This window comes from Cupriavidus sp. C2SS-8b, assembly GCF_057073745.1.
Map to the genome: position 1 here is coordinate 2,438,610 of NZ_CP172717.1, position 23,464 is coordinate 2,462,073.

The following is a 23,464-nucleotide window of genomic DNA, read 5'->3' on the forward strand; positions in this document are numbered from 1 at the left end:
CGAAAGCCGGCGCTACAGTTCGACGCTGCCGAACTCCGCCGAGCGCGTGCCCTCTATCGGGCGATTGCTCGCGCCAAAGTAGGCGAACGCCACCGACAGCTTCACCGCATTCGAGCTGTTGCGCCCCGCGGCATGGAACAGCCGGCTGTCAAAGAACAGCACGTCACCGCGATGCAGCGCCAGCGACGCGGCGCCCTGCAGCAAGGGCTCGCTGGCCGGATGCGCTTCGATCAGGAACTCGGCCGGGTCAAGCTGGCCCGGCTCGAGCCGCGCCTTGTGCGAGCCCGGGATGACGCGCAGGACGCCGTTGCGCTCGTCCTCGTCGCCCAGCGCCAGCCACACTGTCACCAGCTCCGGGCTGATGAACGACCAGTAGCGGGTATCGCGGTGCCAGCCGGTCTGGCTGCCGTAGTGCGGATGCTTGGTCATCACGCAGTTATGGTGCGCCAGCGTGATGCGCGCCGGTTCGCCGAGCAGGGACTGCACCACGGCCACCAGGCGCGGGTCGGTAGCCCAGTCGCGAAACACCTGGTCGCGGCCGTAGGCCTGCCGCAGGCGCCTGACCGTGCCGCCGCCGGTGGCATCGCGATGGGCCGGCGCCCCCGGATAGCCCAGGTCGGCCTCGAACTCCACGGGCGGAATGGCCGCGTTCAGGTGGGTACGCGTCACCGCCTCCAGCGCCGCGCACGCGTGCTCGGGAGCAAAGCCGCGCAGGACGACGAAGCCATCCTGGTGGAATGCCTCGGCCAGGCGCTGCAGCGCGGCGGGATCGGGTTCGTTGGAAGTGGCAGACGGGAAGGGGGAAGCGTCCAGCGGGGAGGTCATTGCGGCAGGGGGAAATTCAGGCCAGGACACGGCCGACACGTTGATGATGCCAGAACCGGGCGGACCTCGCCCGGCCTGGCGGGCGCGTGCAACCCGGCAAATGCTGTCTTCGTGCGGAAACAGACTGTGCCGTGCAAGCCGCACGCCGCTACAATGCGCGAATTCCCAGTCTTCCAGCCGAGGCCAACGTGACTGCTCGCCCGCGGATCGTCGCTACGCTCGCCGAAGCCCAGGCCCGGCTTGGCCGCATCGTGCTGGGCAAGCCGCGCCAGATCCGCCTGGCGCTGGCGTGCATGCTGGCGCGCGGCCACCTGCTGCTGGAAGACCTGCCCGGCGTGGGCAAGACCACGCTGGCGCACGCGCTGGCCCGCACGCTCGGGCTCCAGTACCAGCGCGTCCAGTTCACGAGCGACCTGCTGCCCGCCGACCTGATCGGCGTTTCGGTGTTCGTGCGCGACTCGGCAGATTTCCGCTTCCATCGCGGGCCGGTTTTCGCGCAGGTGGTGCTGGCCGACGAAATCAACCGGGCCCCGCCCAAGACGCAGAGCGCGCTGCTCGAAGCCATGGCCGAAGGCCAGGTCACGCATGACGGCGCCACGCACGCACTGCCGTCGCCGTTTTTCGTGATCGCCACGCAGAATCCGCTCGAACAGCTCGGCACGCACGCACTGCCCGAATCCCAGCTGGACCGCTTCACCATGCGGCTGTCGCTGGGCTACCCCGACGCCGCGTTCGAACGCGTGCTGTACCTGGGCGGCTCCACGCCGCCGCAGGTCGAGCCGGTCATGGACGCGGCGCAGGTACTGGCCTTCCAGGACGCCGCGGCACAGGTCTACGCCAGCCCCGCGCTGGTCGACTACGTGCTGGCGCTGGTGCAGGCCACGCGCACCAGCAGCGCGTTCGCGGCCGGGTTGTCGCCGCGCGCGGGGCTGGCATTGCTGGCCTGTGCGCGGGCGTGGGCCTTGCTCGACCAACGTGAAATGGTGCTGCCCGAAGACGTGCAGGCAGTCTTTAGCGCTGTGGCCGCACACCGCCTGGAGCCCGCCGGCGCGCGGACCGGCACGGACAGCGTGGCCGCGTTGCTGGCCGGCGTGCCCATCCCCTGACGGCCATGCCGCGCGACCGGTCCGCGGCCACCCGCCATGCCGCGTTGCCGCTGCCCGGCGCCGCGCCATACCGGCGGCGCTGGTTCCGGCTTCCGCGAGTCGCCGAGCAACGCGAGGTGCGGCTGGACCGCAGGCGCCTCTATATCCTGCCCACGCGCGGCGGCCTCGGCTTCGCCGTCCTGCTGCTGGCCATGCTGGTGACCTCGCTGAACTACAACATCAGCCTGGGCTTCGGGCTTACCTTCCTGCTGGCGGGCATCGGCATGGCATGCATGTGGACGGCGTATCGGAACCTGCTCGACCTCTGCGTAACGGCCGAACCCGGTGTGCCCGCCAGGGATGCCTTCGCCGGCCAGGACGCGGCATTCGCGCTGCGGCTGTCCAATACCGACACTCAGGCCCGCATCGGCATTGAAGGCCGCATCGCCGCCATGCCTGCGGCTGCGCCGTCCAGCGTCACGCTGGATCCGACCAGCGACGGCACGCTGACACTGCTGGTGCCGGCTACGCGACGCGGCTGGCTGCGCGTGCCCCGCGTCACGGTGTCCAGCCGCTTTCCGTTCGGGCTGTTCCGGGTCTGGGGATATGCGGACCTGGGCCTGTCGGTGCTGGTCTTTCCGGCGCCAGAGCCGGCCGCCCCGCCGCTGCCCCCGATGGCCGCGCTGGACGCGGGTGAAGACGGCAACACCAACGGCCATGCCACCGACGAAGGCATCGACCAGTTGCGCAAGTACCTCAGCGGCGATCCGCTGCATCGCATTGCCTGGAAGCACAGCGCGCGCACCGGCCGCTGGATGAGTCGCGCCGGCGAGCCGCCCGCGCGGCCGATGCGCTGGCTGGACTGGCACGCCCTGCCCGCTGGCATGCCGGCCGAGGCCCGGCTGTCGCGGCTGTGTGCGTGGCTGCTGGCGGCCGGCGACGAGGCGGAAGTCGGCCTGCGCCTGCCGGGCGTGGAGATCCGGCCCGCCCACGGCGCGGTTCATCGCCGCGCCTGCCTGGAGGCGCTGGCGCTGTGGCGCGCGCCGGGCCATGGAGGGGCTGCATGAGCACGTCGGCACGCCCGCTCGCGCACCAGGATCACGGCATCCTGCTCGGACAGCTCGCGCTGGTACTCGCGCCGCAGGCGCGCATGCTGCCGGTGTCGATCAGCCTGCTGCTGCTCGCGCTGCTGGGCTGGCGCTGGCTGCTGTGGCGCAGGCGTGCGCCGCTGCCCTCGCGGGCGATCCTTGCCGTGGCGGCCGTGCTGGTTCTTGGCATCGCCGCCGCGCTGATCTGGCAGGATGGCGGCGCCACCGTGCGCGACCTCGCCGTCGCCATGCTGGGCGCCTTTGTCGTGCTCAAGCTGCTGGAGTGCCACAGCCTGGCGGACGCGACCCTGGTCACGCAGCTGTCGTTCTACCTGCTGCTGACGCTCTACCTTTCCGACCAGCCGTTCTGGCTGGCCCTGTACAGCGTGGCGATCGGTGCATGGGTGCTGCGCAACTGGCTATTGCTGCACCATCCGGAGGCGCGAGGCCGGCTGGCCATCTGGCCGCTGCTCGGCCGCATGGCGTTGATCGGCCTGCCGTGGGCGCTCGTGCTGTTCGTCCTGTTCCCGCGCCTGGAACGTCCGTTGTGGCAACTACCGCCATCGGCGCCGATGGCCCGGACCGGCATCAGCGACGTGATGCGTCCGGGCAGCGTCGGGCAGCTCGTACGCTCGACGGAGATCGCCTTGCGCGCGGAGATCGATGGCGATGCGCCGCCGTCGGGGGCGCTCTACTGGCGCGCCCTGGTGCTGTGGCAGTTCGACGGCGCAAGCTGGCTGCCGATGCCGCAACGCCAGCAGTCCACGACGCACGCGGAGCCTTCGCCACCGGTCGGCGCACGGCAAGCCGGCAACGTCGACTACACCGTCACGCTCGAGCCCAGCCAGCAGCGCTGGCTGTTCACGCTGGACCGCGGCGTGGCGGTGTCATCGAACGTCAATGCGCGGGTCTCCGCGGATGGCGAGTATTTCCTGGCTACGCCGGTGGACCAGCGCATCCGCTACCGGGCACGCTCCGCGCTGATGTCCGCGCCCGAACCCCTGTCGGCGCGCACCCGGTCACTGGCCCTGAGGCTGCCGCCGGGCAACCCGCGCGCACGCGAGCTGGCCGCGCGCTGGGCCGGCAGCTACGCCGAGCCGGCACAGCGCGTGCAGGCCGCGTTGCGCCTGTTCGCCTCGGCGCCGTTCGGCTATACGCTGCGGCCACCGCCGCTCGGCACGGAACAGGTCGACAGCTTCTTGTTCGACACGCATCGCGGCTTCTGCGAACACTACGCGAGCAGCTTCGTCTTCCTGATGCGCGCGGCGGGGGTGCCGGCACGCGTGGTGGCCGGCTACCTGGGCGGCGAGTACAACCCGATCGGACGCCACTACATCGTGCGGCAGGCCGACGCCCACGCCTGGGCCGAGGTCTGGCTGGACGGACGCGGCTGGGTACGCGTGGACCCGACCAGCGCGGTGGCCCCCAGCCGTGTCGAACAGGGGCTCGATGCCGCCCTGGGCGGGCAGGAATCCGGGGTCTGGTCGCCGGGCCAGGAAGCCGGCTGGCTGCGCAACTTGCGCTGGGCCTACGACGGGCTGACCTACTCATGGCAGCGCTGGATCCTGCAGTACGATCGCAGCCAGCAGGAGCGGCTCTTCGGAGAATGGCTGCCTGGCATCAGCGTGGCACAAGGGCTCGCCTGCGGGCTGGCCGCCCTGAGCTTGCTGGCACTGGTGCCACTGTGGCTGCGCCGCCGCCGGCTCGACCCGGTCGAAGCGAGCTATGCGCAGGTCTGCCGCATGCTGGCGCGGCATGGTTGCGAGCGCGGCGCGGCAGAGGGTCCGCAGGCATTCGCCCAACGCGCGGCGGCCCGGCTGCCGCACGCGGCGTCGGCCATTCATGCCTTCATCGGCACCTACATCGGCCTGCGGTATGGCGCCATACCAGAAGCACGGCGGACGGCGGAAATCGCAAAGCTGCGCAAGGGCGCGCGCCACGTGTCGACCAGCCTTCGCATGCGGCATGGCCAGAACACGGTGACTGGCGAGATTGGTCCCATCTGATATAATTTCATCCGTAACTATTTCAGATGAAAGCACTCGCGCAGCCAAGCCGCGATTGTGTGCCCTCTCCGCCATGTCCTTCGAGCAACGTATCGAGCGCTTCAGCGCCGCCCATCCGGACGCACCCCACGACCTGATCCTGGCGTCCCGCCTGCTGCTTCGCACCGCGCGCCTGCTGCGCGACCACATCAACCGGACGCTGGCCCCGTTCGACCTGGACATGAGCCAGTACCTGGTGCTCAGCATGCTGGCCGTCGACGAAGGGCAACCGAGCATGCCGTCCGAGCTTGGCGCAACGATCGACGCCACGCGCACGCAGATGACCCGGCTGCTCGACGGCCTGGAAGTGCGCGGCCTGGTTCGTCGCCAGGCTTCCGCGCAGGATCGCCGCGCGCTCGAGCTGACGCTCACACCGGCCGGCCGGCGGCTCCTGGAGCGAGCGCTACCGCTGGTCCACGCGGCTTATGGCGAGGCCTGGGCACCGGTGGGCGAAAGCAGCGTGGCCGCAAGCACGCGCGTACTGAACCGGCTGCATCAGAGCCTGCAGGCGCTGCAGCCATGAGTGCGGGACCCCGCTGGCAACCGCTCTGGCAGCTGCGCCTGAGCTTGCGCTGGCTGCGGTGGCTCAGCCACCGGCAGCGCCAGACCCTGCTGATGATGCTGCTGGCCCTGGCCACCGGCGTGGAGTTCCTCGAGAACATCATGTTCGTGTTCGCATCGAGCCACATCATGGGCGGTGTCGACGCGGATCCTCGCAGCTTCGCGCTGGCGCAAGCCGCCTACGCCGTGGGCAGCATGCTCATGATCCTCAAGCAGCAATGGTTGTCGCGCCGCTTCGGCTACCGCTACTACGTGACCGGCGCGCTGCTGATCTTCATGGCGGGCACGCTCGCCGCGGCCACCAGCCACTCGCTCACGCAACTCGCAGGCGCGCGCTTCGTGCAGGGATTCGGCGGCGGCGCGCTGTTCACGAGTTGCCGCATCCTGGTCGCCGTCCTGTTTGGCCCGGCTGACCGGCCGCGCGCGAGCCGCATCTTCATGACGGGCATCTTCGTGGCGAGCGCCCTCGGGCCTGCGTTCGCGGCTGAACTGGTCGATCGCGGCGTGTGGCAAGACGTGTTCTACGGCGCGCTGCCGTTTGCCGCGCTTGCCACCCTGGGCGCCTGGGTGTTGCTGCCGGACGCGGAACCGCGCCGCCCCGCCCCGAGCCCCGCGCTCGGCCCGCTGCTGCTGTTCGGCGCAGCGGTGGTCACGCTGCAGGCCGCCATGACCGAGGCCCGCTTCGACGTCTTTTCCCATCCGATACGGCTCGCGCTGATCGCCGCTGCCGGCCTGGGCTTGCTCGCTGTCTTCCTATGGCATCAGTGGCACCATGAGGCGCCGGTGCTGCACCTGCGGGCACTGCGCAACCCGGTCTACCTGGCCGGGATCGGGATGTACTTCGTGTACTACATGATCAACAACCTCAGCGCCTACGTGTTTCCGATCTACGCGGAGCAAGCGCTGCGGATTCCGCTCGCCACGACCGGATGGCTCAACACGTTTGCCGCGCTGGTGAGCCTGACTGGGGTCATGGTCTACCTGCGGTACGCACCACGCATGACGCGCAAGAAGCCGCTGATGGTGACAGGCTTGCTGCTGATGGCCGCCACCGCGTGGTGGTTCTCGCGCATGCCGCCGGATGCCGGACCGCCCGCGCTGGCCTGGGGCCTGGTCGGCAAGGGACTGTTCGGCGTGCTGGTCATCATCCCGATCGCAGGTCTGACATTCCGCTCACTGAGCGGCGAAGAGTTTGCGCACGGCTACCGCAGCAAGAACCTGATGCGGCAGATTGCCAGTTCCTTTGCCTCGGCCATTGGCGCGGTGTTGCTGCAAAACCGGCAGTTCGCCGTGCATGACAGCCTGGTGCACGCGTTGGGGCAACGGACCGCGGAAGCTCAGCTCTGGATACAGTCGGTACAGGCCGCACTGGTGTCTCGAGGCCTGGATGAAGCGCAGGCTCGCCATGGCGCGTTGGCTCAGCTTGGCGGGATGGTGGAACAACAGTCCCGTCTGATTGCTTGCGAGGATCTCTACCGCCTGATTGCGGTGCTGGCGCTGACCGCTGCGGTGTACATGCTGCTGCAGCGCCGCCTGGACTAAGGCGCTACGTGGGGCGGTGCCATCGACGTGGCGACCCGAGGAAACTCAGAACTCAGAACTCAGAACAGCGAAAGCTGGCGCATGCCAAAGCCGATCGTCTCTTCCACGCGCGCACGCGCATGGACCAGCGATCCTTCAGCGCCGGAATAGTTGCCCGCCGCCCAGTGATAGACCACCGGCACGTCGCCGCGGTCGGACAGGCGAACCTCGCCCAGCTTCTCGCCGCGCTCGTTGCGGTAAAAATGCGAACGGTAACCGCGCTCCCAGTGCGGGGGCGCTTCCTTCTTGCGCCGCCGGGGGCTCGGCGCAGATTGAGCGGTGGGCGCAAGGCGCCGCGCTCTCTCGGGACCCGGTGTAATGGCTCGGGTGAAATCCAACTGCATAGACTTCCTTGTTCTGTCTAATGCGCAGGAACCAAGGTCGGCGGGCCGTGCCGCCGCATGCTTCGTGCATCGCAGTCGAGATCATACCTGCTGCCGCGCTTTCTGTAAGCCCTTCCTTGCGCCGAAACCCGCTTCCGGCAAGGCTTCGCGGGTGGTATACCCGGTTCGTATACGGTCCGTATACCGCCCGTAAACGTCGCCGTATACCTCCGGTATACGGCGACCGAAAGACCCGGAAGCCTTATCGGTAAACGCTTGCGCGGATGTCAGCCAAGGTCGAGCGGAATGAAGATACGTGCTTCGTCGCGTTGAACCAGCAGTGCCACCTGCTTGCCGGACTTGGCCACCAGCGCGCGCAACTGGTCGGCCGAACCGATCGGCGTACCGTTTAGCGACAGGATCACGTCGCCGGGCTGGATTCCCACGCGCGCGGCGGGACCGGCAACGTCTTCCACCACGAGGCCGCCCTCGATCCCGCTTTGGCGCTTCTCCGCAGGCGTCAACGGACGCACGGCCAGCCCGAGCCGGCCGCCCGCCTGATTGTCGCCGCCCTTCTGCGCGACGGACTCCTCCTTGGCAGCTCCCACCTTCACTGACAGCGTCATGGGCTGGCCCTTGCGGATAATCTTCAGCGACGTGTCGGTGCCCGGCTTGATATCCGCGACGTGTTCGGGCAGGTCTCCCGAATGGTCGATGACCTCATTGTCGAGTTGCACGATCACGTCGCCAGGCTTGAGGCCGGCCTTGGCCGCCGGGCTGTCCGGCTCGACCGAATTGACCAGCGCACCGGAAGGCTTGGGCAGGCCGAAGGACTGCGCCAGGGCCTGGTTGACTTCCTGCACCGAGATGCCAAGCCGGCCACGCGTAACCTTGCCATGCGCCACCAGTTGCTGCTCGACCTTCGTTGCCACGTTGATCGGAATGGCGAACGAGAGCCCCTGGTAGCCGCCGGTCTGGCTATAGATCTGCGAGTTGATGCCGATCACCTCGCCACGCTGGTTGAACAGCGGGCCGCCCGAGTTGCCCGGGTTCACGGCAACGTCGGTCTGGATGAACGGGACGTAGGTATCGTCAGGCAGCGAACGCGATTTCGCGCTGACAATGCCCGCGGTCACGGTGTTCTCGAATCCATAGGGCGAGCCGATGGCCAGCACGGGCTCTCCAACCCTTACGCGCGACGGATCGCCCAGACGGACCACCGGCAGGTCCTTGGCATCGATGCGGATCACCGCCACGTCGGTCTGCGGGTCGGTGCCCAGCACCTTGGCTTTGAACTCGCGACGATCGGTCAGTTTCACGGTGACCTCCTGCGCGCCGTCAACGACGTGCGCATTGGTCAGGATCAGGCCGTCAGGGCTGACGATAAAGCCCGAGCCCAGGCCCTTTACCAGTTGCTGGCCGCTTTGCGGACCCTGGAACTGCGGGCCGAACCGCTTGAAAAACTGGAACAGCGGATCGTCAGGATCCATTCCGGACGGCGCCTGCATGGCCGTGCGCTGCGCGCGCGCGGTCACGCTGATGTTGACGACGGCGGGTCCGTACTGATCGACAATGCCGGAAAAATCGATCGGCGAGGCCACCGCGACGGGCTGCCCCGGCGCGGCCACCGTGGCAGGCGCGGACGCGGCGTACCCCGGTGTGATGACTTCCTTCTGCAGGTAAGCATAGCCACCACCGATCGCGGCAAGCGCGGCAAAACCAATGGCGGTACGTGCAATGGTCTGGCGAATCATGGAATCTCCTTTCGCAGCAATACGCGGGCGCCGGTGCGGGTAAGCGAGGTGGCGCGACGGTTGGATACTAACCAGCGAGACTTAAGACACCCTTAAAGCGACGGCCGCCCCATGCGTCACTTTTCGTAAATTTCAAATTTATCTTGCACACAATCTAATTGTGTCTAATATATCGACATGGATAACACGATCAACGAACGCAAGGAAGACTGGCTGCTGCTCGACCGGCAGCTATGTTTTGCTCTCTACTCGACATCGCTTGCGATGACCAAGGTATACAAGCCGATGCTGGATGAGCTCGGACTCACTTATCCGCAATATCTGGTCATGCTCGTGCTGTGGGAGCACGAGCGGCAGACGGTATCTGAACTCGGGAACCGCCTGGCGCTGGACTCCGGCACGCTGACGCCGCTGTTGAAACGACTGGAAGGCGCTGGGCTGGTGAGTCGCAGGCGGGATGCCGACGATGAGCGCCGCGTGCTGGTGGCATTGACGGATGCAGGCCGCAAGCTGCGACAGTCCGCGGTCAGCATCCCGGAAAAATTGCTATGCGCAACGCAGTGTCCGATCACTGAAATTCAGGCACTAACGCAGCGCCTGCATGCATTACGGTCGACGCTGGAACATGCGCGACTGATCCCTGAGCAGCCGCCTGAAGGTCAGAGCGGTGGCTCACTTGCCCTGATGGGTCACACTATCCTGGAGCTTCCATGAAACTCGAAAAAGTCCTGTACACCGCCCATGCCACCGCCACCGGAGGCCGCGACGGCCGCGCGGTGACGTCCGACGGCCAGCTCGATGCCAAGCTGGCTCTGCCAAAGGAAATGGGCGGCAAGGGCGACGGCCTGAATCCGGAGCAACTGTTCGCGGCCGGCTATTCGGCCTGTTTTATCGGCGCCATGCGTCATGTGGCTGCCCAGCAGAAGATCGTGCTGCCGGCGGATACGTCGATCGAGGGCTCGGTCGGCATCGGTCCAATCCCTCAGGGTTTTGGCATCCAGGCTGAACTGAAGATCTCCGTTCCGGGCTTCGAGCGCGAAGCCGTGGAAAAGCTGGTCGAGGAGGCGCACCAGGTTTGCCCGTACTCGAACGCGACGCGCGGCAATATTGAAGTGACGTTGACGGTAGTCTGACCGGTCAGAACTAGCAAATAAAAGGTTCTTCGCCGATCTGCGTGACCGTATAGAAACAAAAAGGGCCAACGCGCCCACCACTGTTATCTTGGAGTTGCGACACAACAAGAATCAGGAAGGTGGAGGTTGGCCCTGCGCGATTGTATGGCCCAGCTCGGCTGCTGGGAAGGCTATCGCCTGCGCGATAGCTGGGAAGAGACCCGTAATGGGCAACGTATTTGCCTCATCCGGCTGGAACCTAAGGGGCGCCGGAGGCGGTGCTGCGATGGCTGTGGTCGAGGCGTTAGCAGTATCCACGATCGGGTAGAGCGACGCGTGCGGGATCTGCCTATGTTCGAGACTCCGGTGGAGTTGGTCGTGCCGCGACTTCGTCTAGCTTGCCGGCAATGTGGCCCGAAGCTGGAACGCCTGGACTGGCTCGCACCCTATGCGCGGGTGACAACGCGGCTAGCCGCCAGCGTAGCGCGACTGTGCAAGGTCATGTCGTTGCGCCATGTCGCTGCCTTCTATCAATTGGCCTGGACTACGGTCAAGCGCATCGACCTGCGTCATCTGGAACGGGAACTGGGGCCGGTCGACCTGAAAGGCGTCACCGTGATCGCGATGGACGAGTTTGCTATCCAGAAGGGCCATCGCTATGCCACGGTCATCGTTGAGCCGTCGAGCAAGCGGGTACTCTGGGTTGGGCGCGGACGCTCGCGAGAGGAAATCCGACCCTTCTTCGAGCTACTTGGCCCCGAAGGCTGCGCCAAGATTCGCGCCGCAGTGATGGACATGAATACCGCCTACGACCTTGAAGTGCAGATGCATTGCCCGCACGCACAGGTCGTCTATGACCTGTTCCATGTGGTGGCCAAGTACGGCCGTGAAGTCATCGATCGCGTTAGGGTGGATGAGGCCAATCGGCTACGCGGCGACAAGGCGGCCCGTAAGGTGGTGAAGTCTTCTCGCTGGTTGCTGTTGCGCAACCGCGAGAACGTTACCCGTGAGGCCGATCAGATCCGGCTTGATGAAATACTGGCGGCCAACCAAGCGCTGATGACCGTCTACGTGCTCAAGGACGATCTCAAGACACTTTGGACATACCGGCATCCCGGCTACGCCCGGCGCTTCTGGCAAGGGTGGTACGAGCGCGCCATGGCCAGCGGCATCGCACCTCTTTGCCTGTTCGCCAAACGCCTCAAGCCTTACCTGCCAGGCATCCTGGCTCATAGCCGCTGGCCGTTGGGAACCAATCTGGTGGAGGGCATCAATAACCGGATCAAGGTCATCAAACGGATGGCCTATGGCTTCCGTGATGACCATTACTTCTTCCTGAAGATCCGGGCGGCCTTCCCCGGAAATCGGTGAAGAACCAAATAAAAAGGCGTACGCCATTGCGGCGTACGCCTTTTTTGTTTCAGGAGCCATGCTGCTCCAGCGTCGCGCAAAATGCCATCTTTTCGGCCGGACTCATGCGCTTCGTCGCCAATTCCGCTTTCAACGCTTCGGATTTCGATGGAAATGAAATCTGTCCCAGTATCCGTAACGGTTTGCGCGAACGCGTGTATTTCGCGCCTTTGCCGGCCTGATGCTGCGCGAAGCGGCGCGCCACGTCCGTGGTAATGCCGGTGTAGATCGAGCCGCCCGTGCATTCAAGCAGATAGAGGTACCACGGGCGCTCAATCGCCATGAGATTCTGATTCGAAAAACACGATCATGCGATATTAATCCGGTTCGCCATGCGCGAACGCAGCCACCAAAGCAAAAACCCCTCGCAGCACACGCTGTCGAGGGGTTTTGCATTGTAAGAGCCTGGCGATGACCTACTTTCACACGGGTAATCCGCACTATCATCGGCGCGGAGTCGTTTCACGGACCTGTTCGGGATGGGAAGGGGTGGTTCCAACTCGCTATGGTCACCAGGCATAAGGGGTTGTGGCGCTGGGCAGTTCGTCCAACGCCACCAATTCGGGATGTAGTCTTTGTAGTCTTGGGTTGTGCTGTATCAGCCGGCACAAGGCGATCGACCCACCAGGCTAAAACACACTGGTTATAGGATCAAGCCTTACGGGCAATTAGTACTGGTTAGCTTAACGCATTACTGCGCTTCCACACCCAGCCTATCAACGTCCTGGTCTCGAACGACCCTTCAAGGCGGTCAAGCCGCCAGGGAATCCTCATCTTCAGGCGAGTTTCCCGCTTAGATGCTTTCAGCGGTTATCTCTTCCGTACATAGCTACCCTGCGATGCCTCTGGCGAGACAACAGGTACACCAGCGGTACGTCCACTCCGGTCCTCTCGTACTAGGAGCAGCCCCCGTCAAGATTCCAACGCCCACGGCAGATAGGGACCAAACTGTCTCACGACGTTTTAAACCCAGCTCACGTACCTCTTTAAATGGCGAACAGCCATACCCTTGGGACCGGCTACAGCCCCAGGATGAGATGAGCCGACATCGAGGTGCCAAACACCGCCGTCGATATGAACTCTTGGGCGGTATCAGCCTGTTATCCCCAGAGTACCTTTTATCCGTTGAGCGATGGCCCTTCCATTCAGAACCACCGGATCACTATGTCCTGCTTTCGCACCTGCTCGACTTGTCGGTCTCGCAGTTAAGCACGCTTTTGCCATTGCACTTTAGGTACGATGTCCGACCGTACCAAGCGTACCTTCGAACTCCTCCGTTACACTTTGGGAGGAGACCGCCCCAGTCAAACTGCCTACCATGCACTGTCCCCGACCCGGATTCACGGGCCAAGGTTAGAACCTCAAACAAACCAGGGTGGTATTTCAAGGACGGCTCCACGTAGACTAGCGTCCACGCTTCAAAGCCTCCCACCTATCCTACACAGATCGGTTCAAAGTCCAATGCAAAGCTACAGTAAAGGTTCATGGGGTCTTTCCGTCTAGCCGCGGGGAGATTGCATCATCACAAACACTTCAACTTCGCTGAGTCTCGGGAGGAGACAGTGTGGCCATCGTTACGCCATTCGTGCAGGTCGGAACTTACCCGACAAGGAATTTCGCTACCTTAGGACCGTTATAGTTACGGCCGCCGTTTACCGGGACTTCAATCAAGAGCTTGCACCCCATCATTTAATCTTCCGGCACCGGGCAGGCGTCACACCCTATACGTCCACTTTCGTGTTTGCAGAGTGCTGTGTTTTTATTAAACAGTCGCAGCCACCATTTTATTGCAACCCCTTCACCCTTCTGGCGCAGGCCAGTCAAGCTACCAGGGCGTACCTTATCCCGAAGTTACGGTACCAATTTGCCGAGTTCCTTCTCCCGAGTTCTCTCAAGCGCCTTAGAATACTCATCTCGCCCACCTGTGTCGGTTTGCGGTACGGTCTCGTATGACTGAAGCTTAGAGGCTTTTCTTGGAACCACTTCCAATTGCTTCGCAGCACTAGGCCGCTCGCCCCACATCCTTGAATCCCGCGCCCGGATTTGCCTAAGCGCCTTCTCCAATGCAGGGACCGGGACTTCCAACACCCGGACAACCTTCCGCGATCCGTCCCCCCATCGCATCATACGACGGTGCAGGAATATTAACCTGCTTCCCATCAGCTACGCATCTCTGCCTCGCCTTAGGGGCCGACTCACCCTACGCCGATGAACGTTGCGTAGGAAACCTTGGGCTTACGGCGAGGGGGCCTTTCACCCCCTTTATCGCTACTCATGTCAGCATTCGCACTTCCGATACCTCCAGCATCCTTTACAAGACACCTTCACAGGCTTACGGAACGCTCTCCTACCACGCACATTGCTGTGCGTCCGCAGCTTCGGTATATAGCTTAGCCCCGTTACATCTTCCGCGCAGGACGACTCGATCAGTGAGCTATTACGCTTTCTTTAAAGGGTGGCTGCTTCTAAGCCAACCTCCTGACTGTTTTAGCCTTCCCACTTCGTTTCCCACTTAGCTATATTTGGGGACCTTAGCTGGCGGTCTGGGTTGTTTCCCTCTTGACACCGGACGTTAGCACCCGATGTCTGTCTCCCGTGATTGCACTCTTCGGTATTCGGAGTTTGCTATGGCGGGGTAATCAGCAATAGACCCCCCAACCATGACAGTGCTCTACCCCCGAAGGTGAGACACGAGGCACTACCTAAATAGTTTTCGGAGAGAACCAGCTATTTCCAGATTTGTTTAGCCTTTCACCCCTATCCACAGCTCATCCCCTAACTTTTCAACGTTAGTGGGTTCGGTCCTCCAGTACGTGTTACCGCACCTTCAACCTGGCCATGGATAGATCATCTGGTTTCGGGTCTACACCCAGCGACTGAACGCCCTGTTCGGACTCGCTTTCGCTACGCCTGCCCTAATCGGTTAAGCTTGCCACTGAATGTAAGTCGCTGACCCATTATACAAAAGGTACGCCGTCACCCGTTTCCAGGCTCCGACTGTTTGTATGCATGCGGTTTCAGGATCTATTTCACTCCCCTCCCGGGGTTCTTTTCGCCTTTCCCTCACGGTACTGGTTCACTATCGGTCGATCACGAGTATTTAGCCTTGGAGGATGGTCCCCCCATCTTCAGACAGGATTTCACGTGTCCCGCCCTACTTCTCGTACACCTAGTTCCACAACGCTGTTTTCGCATACAGGGCTATCACCTGCTATGGCCGGGCTTTCCATCCCGTTCTGCTAACAACACTGCTAAAGAGTACAAGGCTCTTCCCATTTCGTTCGCCACTACTCTGGGAATCTCGGTTGATTTCTGTTCCTGCAGCTACTTAGATGTTTCAGTTCGCCGCGTTCGCTTCCCTTGCCTATGTATTCAGCAAGGGATGACCCATGCGGGCCGGGTTTCCCCATTCGGACATCTCCGGATCAAAGCTTGTTTGCCAGCTCCCCGAAGCTTTTCGCAGGCTACCGCGTCCTTCATCGCCTGTGATCGCCAAGGCATCCACCACATGCACTTGTTCGCTTGACCCTATAACGAGTGTGTCTCAGCGACACTATCGCTACAGGTGAGTTCTCGCATTTGTGCCGTATTCCAAGTCATCTTTCGATCACTTAAATACATTTTGGTTGATACAATCACAACCCGGTATCGCGTTTGTACTGCAGCGTCTCATCAACGCTCGCGCGACACCTTTACTACATCCCATATTGTTAAAGAACAGCCGATGCGCAGGATAGACCCGCGCTCGCTTGGCAATGCCAAAGGGAAGCACTCAATCAAATGCTTTCCTTTGACAACCAATTCCAGGTTTCCGCAACTCACTCGTCAGAGCGATGGTGGAGGATGACGGGATCGAACCGACGACCCCCTGCTTGCAAAGCAGGTGCTCTCCCAGCTGAGCTAATCCCCCCTCGGATAACTTGGTGGGTCTGGTAGGACTTGAACCTACGACCCCCGCCTTATCAAGACGGTGCTCTAACCACCTGAGCTACAGACCCTTGGCTGTAACAGCAAACAAACCGATAAGTGTGGACACTGGACACGCAGAACGCGCGCCTCTGGAAAGGAGGTGATCCAGCCGCACCTTCCGATACGGCTACCTTGTTACGACTTCACCCCAGTCATGAACCCTGCCGTGGTAATCGCCCTCCTTGCGGTTAGGCTAACTACTTCTGGCAAAACCCACTCCCATGGTGTGACGGGCGGTGTGTACAAGACCCGGGAACGTATTCACCGCGGCATGCTGATCCGCGATTACTAGCGATTCCAGCTTCACGTAGTCGAGTTGCAGACTACGATCCGGACTACGATGCGTTTTCTGGGATTAGCTCCCCCTCGCGGGTTGGCAACCCTCTGTACGCACCATTGTATGACGTGTGAAGCCCTACCCATAAGGGCCATGAGGACTTGACGTCATCCCCACCTTCCTCCGGTTTGTCACCGGCAGTCTCTCTAGAGTGCCCTTTCGTAGCAACTAGAGACAAGGGTTGCGCTCGTTGCGGGACTTAACCCAACATCTCACGACACGAGCTGACGACAGCCATGCAGCACCTGTGTCCACTTTCCCTTTCGGGCACCTGATGCATCTCTGCTTCGTTAGTGGCATGTCAAGGGTAGGTAAGGTTTTTCGCGTTGCATCGAATTAATCCACATCATCCACCGCTTGTGCGGGTCCCCGTCAATTCCTTTGAGTTTTAATCTTGCGACCGTACTCCCCAGGCGGTCAACTTCACGCGTTAGCTACGTTACTGAAGAAATGAATCCCCAACAACTAGTTGACATCGTTTAGGGCGTGGACTACCAGGGTATCTAATCCTGTTTGCTCCCCACGCTTTCGTGCATGAGCGTCAGTGACGTCCCAGGGGGCTGCCTTCGCCATCGGTATTCCTCCACATCTCTACGCATTTCACTGCTACACGTGGAATTCTACCCCCCTCTGACATACTCTAGCCTGACAGTCACAAGCGCCATTCCCAAGTTAAGCTCGGGGATTTCACGCCTGTCTTATCAAACCGCCTGCGCACGCTTTACGCCCAGTAATTCCGATTAACGCTCGCACCCTACGTATTACCGCGGCTGCTGGCACGTAGTTAGCCGGTGCTTATTCTTCCGGTACCGTCATCCGCCCCAGGTATTAACCAGGACGTTTTCTTTCCGGACAAAAGTGCTTTACAACCCGAAGGCCTTCTTCACACACGCGGCATTGCTGGATCAGGGTTGCCCCCATTGTCCAAAATTCCCCACTGCTGCCTCCCGTAGGAGTCTGGGCCGTGTCTCAGTCCCAGTGTGGCTGATCGTCCTCTCAGACCAGCTACTGATCGTCGCCTTGGTAGGCCTTTACCCCACCAACTAGCTAATCAGACATCGGCCGCTCCTGTCGCGCGAGGCCGTTACCGGTCCCCCGCTTTCACCCTCAGGTCGTATGCGGTATTAGCTAATCTTTCGACTAGTTATCCCCCACGACAGGGCACGTTCCGATGTATTACTCACCCGTTCGCCACTCGCCGCCAGGCCGAAGCCCGCGCTGCCGTTCGACTTGCATGTGTAAGGCATGCCGCCAGCGTTCAATCTGAGCCAGGATCAAACTCTTCAGTTCAATCTCTGTGTGGGTCCGAAGACCCTCGCTCTTTCGAGCGGTCGCTCACTCTCAGAAAACTGACTGACCAGATCCGAAGACCCAGTCACGTTTTGCTGTGCGAGCACTGTATAACTTGTGAAGCTCCGAAGTCCGAAGACCTCGTGCGTCCGCTACCCAGCGCCCACACTTATCGGTTGTTTGGTTGTTAAAGAACTTCGCTGCCGGCTTTGCCGTTCAGCGCGCTGCGTTGTCTGCAGCAGAGAAACGAGATTATGTAGCACTTTCTTCGTTTCGTCAACCAGGTCAGCAATCTTTTTTGCTCCGGTTCGTCGCGCCAACTTCGCGCCGCCGAACCACCCGATCAACCCCACAACCCTTGCTGCGTCTGCTTTGCAGCGCCGCGTTGTGTTGCGAGGGGGCGAATAGTACGGGGGTGCGCCGGCTTTGGCAAGCGATTCAGCGAAATAATTCGAGAAGGTCGAAAAGTAACGCTTTAGACACTAGTGCGGTCCTGCCGCCGATGACTGTATAGAATCGTTACTCCCGGGCCGAACTCCGGCCCCTATAAGGACAAGGACGTTCGATGACTATCCAAGCGACGTGGCAGCCGAGCCAGGGCAATACGCTCTGCAACCTGAGCAATGGCGAGGCGAACTGGCAAGCCGACCTGGACCACTCCGCCGGCGGCAACCCACAGTATCCGAACCCGCATGACCTGCTGGATTCGGCGCTCGCGGCGTGCACGGTGCTTACGCTCCAGCTCTATGCCAAGCGCAAGGGCTATGCCGTGGCCTCCATCCAGGCCTCCGTGACCCACGAGGAGAGCAATGGCCGCTATGCGATGAAGCGCGAGGTGCATGTCGCCGGCGACCTTGACGCCAAGATCCTCGAAGACTTGCTACGCGTGGCCAACAAGTGCCCGGTGCACAAGTCATTGTCGGCCGAGATTGTCATCGACACCACGCTATCGAGCTGATCGCGTCATCGTCTTGACCCACACCATGGGTACGGTAGCGGCAGACGAGCCATCCGGCAGACCGGCGCCAGCGCCTGTTGGCCGAATGCACCGCCTTTGTTCGCTGCCCCACCAAGCTCATGGTGCCAAGCGCTGAAGACGCCACTCGCTATTTTGTAGGCAGCCAGCTGCGCGTCTTACCATGAATAAAAAAGAAAAAGGCAGCACCTTTATCGCTGTGGAGCGGGGGCATCTTGACGAATTACATCGAAGAATATTGCGCCCAGATCCGGCGCACGGGCGCTGCTGGCGTGATCGCCAAGCCCATTCTGGTCGGCGAGGACGGCACGTACACGATGACGTACGTGCCGCACGAGCATCACAACTCCGGCGCCCGCCTGGTGCTGGTCAGTACGACGCCCGGGCACGCCCATGTGCGGCTCGCGGCGACGGTGACGGAGGAGTTGCTGCAGGCCCGCACGCCTGCCCGCGTGATCCAGCGCGAGAACAAGCGCCGCGTCGAACTGGGCGGCCAGCTGGTCCGGCCTAACCTGATCCGCATGCTCGATCATTTCCGCGCGCCGGAACTGGTCGGACTGCCGCACGCTGCGGCGCTGTGGAATGAAGGCTTCGAGCAGTTCCAGCCGCTGGCCCTGCTGCCGTTCGCCACCACGCGCCGCGGGCTTGCCTTCGACGGCACGCTGGAAGACCTGCTCGCAACACCGATGCTGAGCGCCGCGTTCGACACCCACTTCCTCGGCGCGATCCGGCAGATGCGCCCCGACGCCTTGTACATTGCGCTGGGCCGTACCGCGTGGGCCGGGCTGCGCCATGCGGCGAGCCGGCGCCTGCTGGCCCGGCATCAGTTGCTGGGGATGATGCCGGTCCCCGCGCGCGCTGGAAACATGGTGCGCTACTTCCTGCGCGAGATTCCCGCGCGCGACCTCTCGCCAAACGATCCTGTCCGCCACCGCGTCGACTGGCTCGACGCCGCCCACGCGGAACTGATGGCGAATGTCCAGAAGCGGCGCGCCGCCACCGTTCCCCCCACGGGCCCAAATTACCTGATCGCATGATCGGGACGCGAGCCAGGACACTGTCCCTACCAAAGAGGGGTCTCGATGCGCGCCATTGCGCCGATAAAGCCTCATGAGGAAACTGACCTCCTCGCATTCCCGATTAGCGGCCCCTGTGCGGGCCGCGATTTTTTTCAAGCTGCGCGCAGCGCTGCGCCAGTTCCTGGCGGCCAGTCCTGTCAGCGCGATGCCAGCGGCCGCCGCGCCTCGCTCCCACTCGCACCCGATCCGGCATTGCCTGGCGCAACGGAAAGTGCGCCATCTCACTACAATTCAGCAATGCCCAGCAACCGGAGCGATACCGCCATGCCTATCCCGTCCAACTGGCGCGCACACAGGCAGACGGGATCGCTGCTGCGCGCCCTGCTGTGTAGTGCCACCTTGCTCGCAACCCCGGCGCTGCCAGCACAGGACGACCAGCCCGGCATCGCGTTCTCCGCCCTGCGTCCCGGCGCGCCGGTGCCGGCCGACTGGAAGAACCTGCCAGTCGTCCACGGCAAGGCCGAGACTCGCTACAGCCTGGTGAAGGATGGCGCCACCACTGTCCTGCAGGCCGACGCCAGCGCTGCGGCCTCGGCGCTGATGCACAAGGGCAATATCGACCTGCGCCGCACGCCGGTCGTCGCCTGGCGCTGGAAAGCGCAAGCCCCCATTGAAGGCGCCAATAACAATGAGGGCAGCAAGGAAGACGCTCCCGCGCGGCTGGTGTTCTTCTTCGAGGGCGACAAGGAGAAGCTGGCGTTCGGCGACCGCGCCAGCATCGAGTTGGCCAAGCGCTTCGGCGGCGAAGACCTGCCCTACGCGACGCTGATGTATATCTGGTCGACCTCGGCGGCGCCCGGCAGCATCATCCCCAATCCGCACACGGACCGCGTGCAGATGATCGTGGTCTCCGGCCGTCCTGGCGACGCAGGTCAGTGGCAGAGCCTGCGCCGCAATATCGCGCAGGACTACGAACGGGCGTTCCACGAATCGCCCGGCAAGATCTCCGGCTATGGGCTGCTGACCGATACCGACAATACCGGCGCGACAACGCGTGCCTGGTACGGCGATCTGCGCTTCCTCCCTGCGCGCTAGGCACTAGGCGTGCGGCGGCGGCGTGGTGGCCGCGCTGGCCTTGAGCGCCTCGATGACCTGCGCCATCAACGTTGTTCCGTCCGTTGCGGCGCTGCCGATGGCCTGCTGCACACTGACCACCTTGTCGGCGTCGTAGTGCCGGCCGGTGCCCGCCTCGGCCTCGAAATCATTGGCACGCCGCGTGATCGCGACCGGATCCGCGCTGACGAGCAGCACCGCATGCGCCAGCACCAGGTGGCGCTGGCCATCCGGCGCCTGCACGGCCGCGGGCGCGCGGCGCCAGTACTGGGCCGTTCCGGCGATCTTGCGCGCTTGACCCGGCGGCCCCCACGCAAGGTTGAAGCGGCCGTCGCAGAAGGAACCGTCCACCGCCTGCCAGTGGGTCTCGACGTCAAGCCCGCGCAGCGCCTGCCCGACGACCTCGCACAGGTGCAGGTACACCGCCTCGCTCAGCGCGCCGGGCGGTCCGTCCACGCGGTACGCGAGGCTCAGGTTCAGGATGCCCGGACCCTGCGGCACCAGCCCGCCGCCCGACATGCGCAACCAGACCGGGCAGCCGCGCCGCGCGAAGCTGGCGCGCGCCGCTTCGAATCGCTCGTATCGCAGGTAACTGCGCGGCACCACCAGCGAGTCCGGTGCTTCCCACAACTGGGCAACCGGATCCCCTTGCGTAGCAAGATCGAGAAGCGCCAGTTCGGCCTGCAGCGGATCGTCTTCGGCGGGATCGGTTTCGATGAACGCAAATGGCATGGAATTCGTCCTGGCAGTGGCCTGTCACACGATAGCAGGCCGCGCGAGACAAGGCGCGGCGCGGACGGTACTGCAATCTGCCCGCGCCACTTGCCTCAGCCAGCCAGGTGCTTGCGCAGCAGCGCGTTGAAGTCGCTGGCCTTCTCCATCTGGCTCATGTGCCCGGCATCGTCGAACACCTTCACCGTGGCGCCGGCCGGCGCATTCTGCGCGTGCGCGCTGGGGATGATGCGATCCTGCGCGCCCCACACCACCAGCGTGCGCGTACCCGTATCTGCCAGCCGCTGACCAGGCAGTTCCCGCTGGCGGCCCCCGGCGAACAGGCTCGCGCCGAGCGCGGACAGCGATTCCTGCACGCCGTCGAGCCGCTTGTAGCGCAGCAGGTCGTCCAGCATCTGCCGGCTGACCAGCTCCGGGTTGGCGAACAGCAGCTCGACCACGGGCTTGAGTTCGCGCCGCGACTGCGCGCTGACAAAGCCCTCGGTATAACCGTTGTTGATCTCGTCGCCCAGGCCCGCCGGCGACACCAGCGCCACCGAGCGCACGCGCCGCGGCGCATCCACGGCGAGCTGCGCGGCAATGCCGCCGCCCATGGAGTGGCCCACCACGTGTGCCGAATCGATGCCCACCGTGTCGAGGAAGCGCGCTACAAAGCCGGCCATCTCCGCCAGCGTCGTGCCCGCGAGCCGCGGCGACGTCTGTCCGTGACCGGGCAGGTCAAGCGCCACCACGGTGTACGCGTCGGCGAGGGCGTCGAGGTTGAACAGCCAGTTGTCCAGGTCACCGCCAAATCCATGGAGGAAGAGCACCGCCTGCTCCGCGTTGCCCTTGCGGGCATAGCGGACGTGGATGCCGTCGACGTCGGCATACTGGTACGCGGGTCCGGCCTCCTCCTCGTCGCCGTCGTCCGCCGGCGTTTCATAAGCCGCAATGTAGGCATCGATTTCCGCATCGCTCACCTCCGCTGACGCCAGCACGCCAAGCAAAGCCTTGACCGGCAGCACCTCGCCCACGCCGGCCACCTTGCGGCGCAGGGTGCCGGCGTCGGGCGCCTCGACGGCGTTGGCGATCTTGTCGGTTTCCACATCGAGGATCGGCATGCCCACCGAGATCTCGGCGCCTTCGTCGACGAGCCAGGCATTGATGGTGCCTTCCTTCATCGACAGGCCCCACTTGGGCATCACGATCGGGGTAATTGGTGCGGCCATCAGTGCTTGCCTCCCTTCATGGTCTTGCGCACCGCTGCGACTACGTGCGCGGCGCTGGGGATATACAGGTCTTCCAGCGTCGGCGAGAACGGCACCGGCGTGTGCGGCGGGCAGACCATCTCGATGCCGGCCTTGAGCGCGCCGAACGCCTGCTGCGCCACCTGCGCCGAAATATCGGTTGCGATATTGCAGCGCGGGCTCGCCTCATCCACGACGACGAGGCGGCCGGTGTTCTCGACCGATTCGAGTACCGTATCCATGTCCAGCGGCGACAGCGTGCGCAGGTCGATCACTTCCGCTTCCACGCCTTCCTTTGCCAGCGTCGCCGCCGCGTCCAGCGCGCGATGCACCATCAGCCCGTACGCAACGATGGTCACGTCCTTGCCGTCGCGCGCGATATTGGCCTCGCCGAACGGGATCGTGTAAGCGCCTTCGGGCACGTCGCCCTCCAGCCCGTACAGGTTCTTGTGCTCGCAGAAGATCACCGGGTCGTTGTCGCGGATGGCCTGGATCAGCAAGCCCTTGGTGTCATATGGCGTGGACGGACACACGACCTTCAGGCCCGGGATATGCGTGAACAGCGGCGTCAGCATCTGGCTGTGCTGCGCGGCCGCGCGGAAGCCTGCGCCGACCATCGCGCGGATCACCACCGGCGTCTCGGCCTTGCCGCCGAACATGTAGCGGAACTTCGCGGCCTGGTTGAAGATCTGGTCGAAGCACACGCCCATGAAGTCGATGAACATCAGCTCCGCGATGGGCCGCATGCCGCAGGCCGCCGCGCCGATCGCCGCGCCCACATAGGCCGATTCCGACAGCGGCGTATCGAGCAGCCGGTCGCCATGCTTGGCATACAGGCCCTTGGTTACGCCGAGCACGCCGCCCCAGGCGTCCTTTTCGCCGTCCGCGCCGGCGCCGCCGACAATGTCTTCGCCCAGCATGATCACACTGGGGTCACGCGTCATTTCCTGGTCGATCGCCTCGTTGATCGCCAGCTTGATGCTCAGTTTGCGAGCCATGTTCTGTCTCCTGATGATGG

At 63.4% G+C, this 23,464-nt stretch carries 18 protein-coding genes, 2 tRNA genes and 3 rRNA genes; 11 read left to right on the top strand and 12 right to left on the bottom strand.

Annotated elements, in window-relative coordinates:
* Nucleotides 1–12 precede the first annotated feature (12 nt).
* Nucleotides 13–825, bottom strand: a complete 813-nt coding sequence (locus ACIGJB_RS28000; RefSeq protein WP_483733207.1) for a phytanoyl-CoA dioxygenase family protein — start codon at nt 823–825, stop codon at nt 13–15.
* A 188-nt stretch (nt 826–1,013) separates the two neighbouring features.
* Between ACIGJB_RS28000 and ACIGJB_RS28005 the strand changes: the two genes are divergently transcribed.
* From ACIGJB_RS28005 to ACIGJB_RS28025, 5 genes are all read left to right on the top strand, one after another.
* A complete protein-coding gene (locus tag ACIGJB_RS28005) occupies nt 1,014–1,931 on the top strand; it encodes an AAA family ATPase (protein WP_483733208.1) in 918 nt (305 codons plus the stop codon).
* Between the two features lie 5 nt (nt 1,932–1,936).
* Nucleotides 1,937–2,977 carry a DUF58 domain-containing protein gene (locus ACIGJB_RS28010; RefSeq protein ID WP_483733209.1) on the top strand — a complete coding sequence of 347 codons (1,041 nt, stop codon included), beginning with the start codon at nt 1,937–1,939 and terminating at the stop codon, nt 2,975–2,977.
* A complete protein-coding gene (locus ACIGJB_RS28015) occupies nt 2,974–5,004 on the top strand; it encodes a transglutaminase TgpA family protein (protein WP_483733210.1) in 2,031 nt (676 codons plus the stop codon). Before ACIGJB_RS28010 ends, ACIGJB_RS28015 begins: the two co-directional genes overlap by 4 nt.
* A gap of 73 nt (nt 5,005–5,077) precedes the next feature.
* On the top strand, nt 5,078–5,566 hold the full coding sequence (locus ACIGJB_RS28020) for a MarR family winged helix-turn-helix transcriptional regulator (RefSeq protein ID WP_483733211.1): 489 nt from the start codon (nt 5,078–5,080) through the stop codon (nt 5,564–5,566).
* Complete coding sequence (locus ACIGJB_RS28025) at nt 5,563–7,146, top strand: MFS transporter (protein WP_483733212.1); 1,584 nt, start codon at nt 5,563–5,565, stop codon at nt 7,144–7,146. Before ACIGJB_RS28020 ends, ACIGJB_RS28025 begins: the two co-directional genes overlap by 4 nt.
* Nucleotides 7,147–7,205: 59 nt before the next feature.
* Here the strand turns inward: ACIGJB_RS28025 and ACIGJB_RS28030 are convergent, their stop codons facing one another.
* Together ACIGJB_RS28030 and ACIGJB_RS28035 are read right to left on the bottom strand one after the other, a co-directional pair.
* Entirely contained in the window at nt 7,206–7,529 is a 324-nt protein-coding gene (locus tag ACIGJB_RS28030; protein WP_483712613.1) for a hypothetical protein, read from the bottom strand.
* A 266-nt stretch (nt 7,530–7,795) separates the two neighbouring features.
* Nucleotides 7,796–9,262 (bottom strand): DegQ family serine endoprotease, encoded by a 1,467-nt coding sequence (locus ACIGJB_RS28035; RefSeq protein WP_483733213.1) that lies wholly within the window; start codon nt 9,260–9,262, stop codon nt 7,796–7,798.
* A 177-nt stretch (nt 9,263–9,439) separates the two neighbouring features.
* Here ACIGJB_RS28035 and ACIGJB_RS28040 point away from each other — a divergent pair, with 177 nt between their 5' ends.
* From ACIGJB_RS28040 to ACIGJB_RS28050, 3 genes are all read left to right on the top strand, one after another.
* Nucleotides 9,440–9,976: a MarR family winged helix-turn-helix transcriptional regulator gene (locus ACIGJB_RS28040; RefSeq protein WP_483733214.1), complete on the top strand. Its 537-nt coding sequence runs from the start codon at nt 9,440–9,442 to the stop codon at nt 9,974–9,976.
* The gene (locus tag ACIGJB_RS28045; RefSeq protein WP_483733215.1) at nt 9,973–10,395 is read left to right on the top strand and encodes an organic hydroperoxide resistance protein; all 423 of its coding nucleotides are present in this window, start codon (nt 9,973–9,975) and stop codon (nt 10,393–10,395) included. The genes ACIGJB_RS28040 and ACIGJB_RS28045 overlap by 4 nt, the downstream gene beginning before the upstream one ends.
* A 144-nt stretch (nt 10,396–10,539) precedes the next feature.
* On the top strand, nt 10,540–11,745 hold the full coding sequence (locus ACIGJB_RS28050) for an ISL3 family transposase (protein WP_483729871.1): 1,206 nt from the start codon (nt 10,540–10,542) through the stop codon (nt 11,743–11,745).
* Between the two features lie 49 nt (nt 11,746–11,794).
* On the opposite strand, the gene ACIGJB_RS28055 is transcribed toward ACIGJB_RS28050, so the two are convergent.
* The 6 genes from ACIGJB_RS28055 to ACIGJB_RS28080 form a co-directional block, all read right to left on the bottom strand.
* Complete coding sequence (locus tag ACIGJB_RS28055) at nt 11,795–12,067, bottom strand: GIY-YIG nuclease family protein (protein WP_483733216.1); 273 nt, start codon at nt 12,065–12,067, stop codon at nt 11,795–11,797.
* 120 nt (nt 12,068–12,187) lie between these two features.
* Nucleotides 12,188–12,301 (bottom strand): 5S ribosomal RNA (rrf, locus tag ACIGJB_RS28060).
* A 130-nt stretch (nt 12,302–12,431) separates the two neighbouring features.
* Nucleotides 12,432–15,312 (bottom strand): 23S ribosomal RNA (locus ACIGJB_RS28065).
* Nucleotides 15,313–15,618: 306 nt separating this feature from the next.
* Nucleotides 15,619–15,694, bottom strand: a tRNA-Ala gene (locus ACIGJB_RS28070).
* Between the two features lie 11 nt (nt 15,695–15,705).
* Nucleotides 15,706–15,782: transfer RNA gene (locus tag ACIGJB_RS28075), tRNA-Ile, on the bottom strand.
* A 64-nt stretch (nt 15,783–15,846) separates the two neighbouring features.
* Nucleotides 15,847–17,380, bottom strand: a 16S ribosomal RNA gene (locus ACIGJB_RS28080).
* The 16S, 23S and 5S rRNA genes sit together here with 2 tRNA genes alongside, the layout of an rRNA operon.
* 565 nt (nt 17,381–17,945) lie before the next feature.
* On the opposite strand from ACIGJB_RS28080, the gene ACIGJB_RS28085 reads away from it, so the two are divergent.
* The 3 genes from ACIGJB_RS28085 to ACIGJB_RS28095 all read left to right on the top strand — a co-directional run bounded on the left by ACIGJB_RS28085 (nt 17,946) and on the right by ACIGJB_RS28095 (nt 20,470).
* The gene (locus ACIGJB_RS28085) at nt 17,946–18,338 is read left to right on the top strand and encodes an OsmC family protein (RefSeq protein ID WP_483733217.1); all 393 of its coding nucleotides are present in this window, start codon (nt 17,946–17,948) and stop codon (nt 18,336–18,338) included.
* 233 nt (nt 18,339–18,571) lie between these two features.
* Nucleotides 18,572–19,393: a hypothetical protein gene (locus ACIGJB_RS28090; RefSeq protein WP_483733218.1), complete on the top strand. Its 822-nt coding sequence runs from the start codon at nt 18,572–18,574 to the stop codon at nt 19,391–19,393.
* 306 nt (nt 19,394–19,699) lie between these two features.
* Nucleotides 19,700–20,470 (top strand): DUF3047 domain-containing protein, encoded by a 771-nt coding sequence (locus tag ACIGJB_RS28095; RefSeq protein ID WP_483733219.1) that lies wholly within the window; start codon nt 19,700–19,702, stop codon nt 20,468–20,470.
* A 3-nt stretch (nt 20,471–20,473) separates the two neighbouring features.
* Here the strand turns inward: ACIGJB_RS28095 and ACIGJB_RS28100 are convergent, their stop codons facing one another.
* From ACIGJB_RS28100 to ACIGJB_RS28110, 3 genes are all read right to left on the bottom strand, one after another.
* The gene (locus tag ACIGJB_RS28100) at nt 20,474–21,220 is read right to left on the bottom strand and encodes a lipoate--protein ligase family protein (protein WP_483733220.1); all 747 of its coding nucleotides are present in this window, start codon (nt 21,218–21,220) and stop codon (nt 20,474–20,476) included.
* Nucleotides 21,221–21,315: 95 nt separating this feature from the next.
* Entirely contained in the window at nt 21,316–22,428 is a 1,113-nt protein-coding gene (locus ACIGJB_RS28105; RefSeq protein WP_483733221.1) for an acetoin dehydrogenase dihydrolipoyllysine-residue acetyltransferase subunit, read from the bottom strand.
* Nucleotides 22,428–23,444, bottom strand: coding sequence for an alpha-ketoacid dehydrogenase subunit beta (locus ACIGJB_RS28110; RefSeq protein ID WP_211950366.1), 1,017 nt, complete (start codon nt 23,442–23,444; stop codon nt 22,428–22,430). Before ACIGJB_RS28110 ends, ACIGJB_RS28105 begins: the two co-directional genes overlap by 1 nt.
* Between the last annotated feature and the right edge of the window lie 20 nt (nt 23,445–23,464).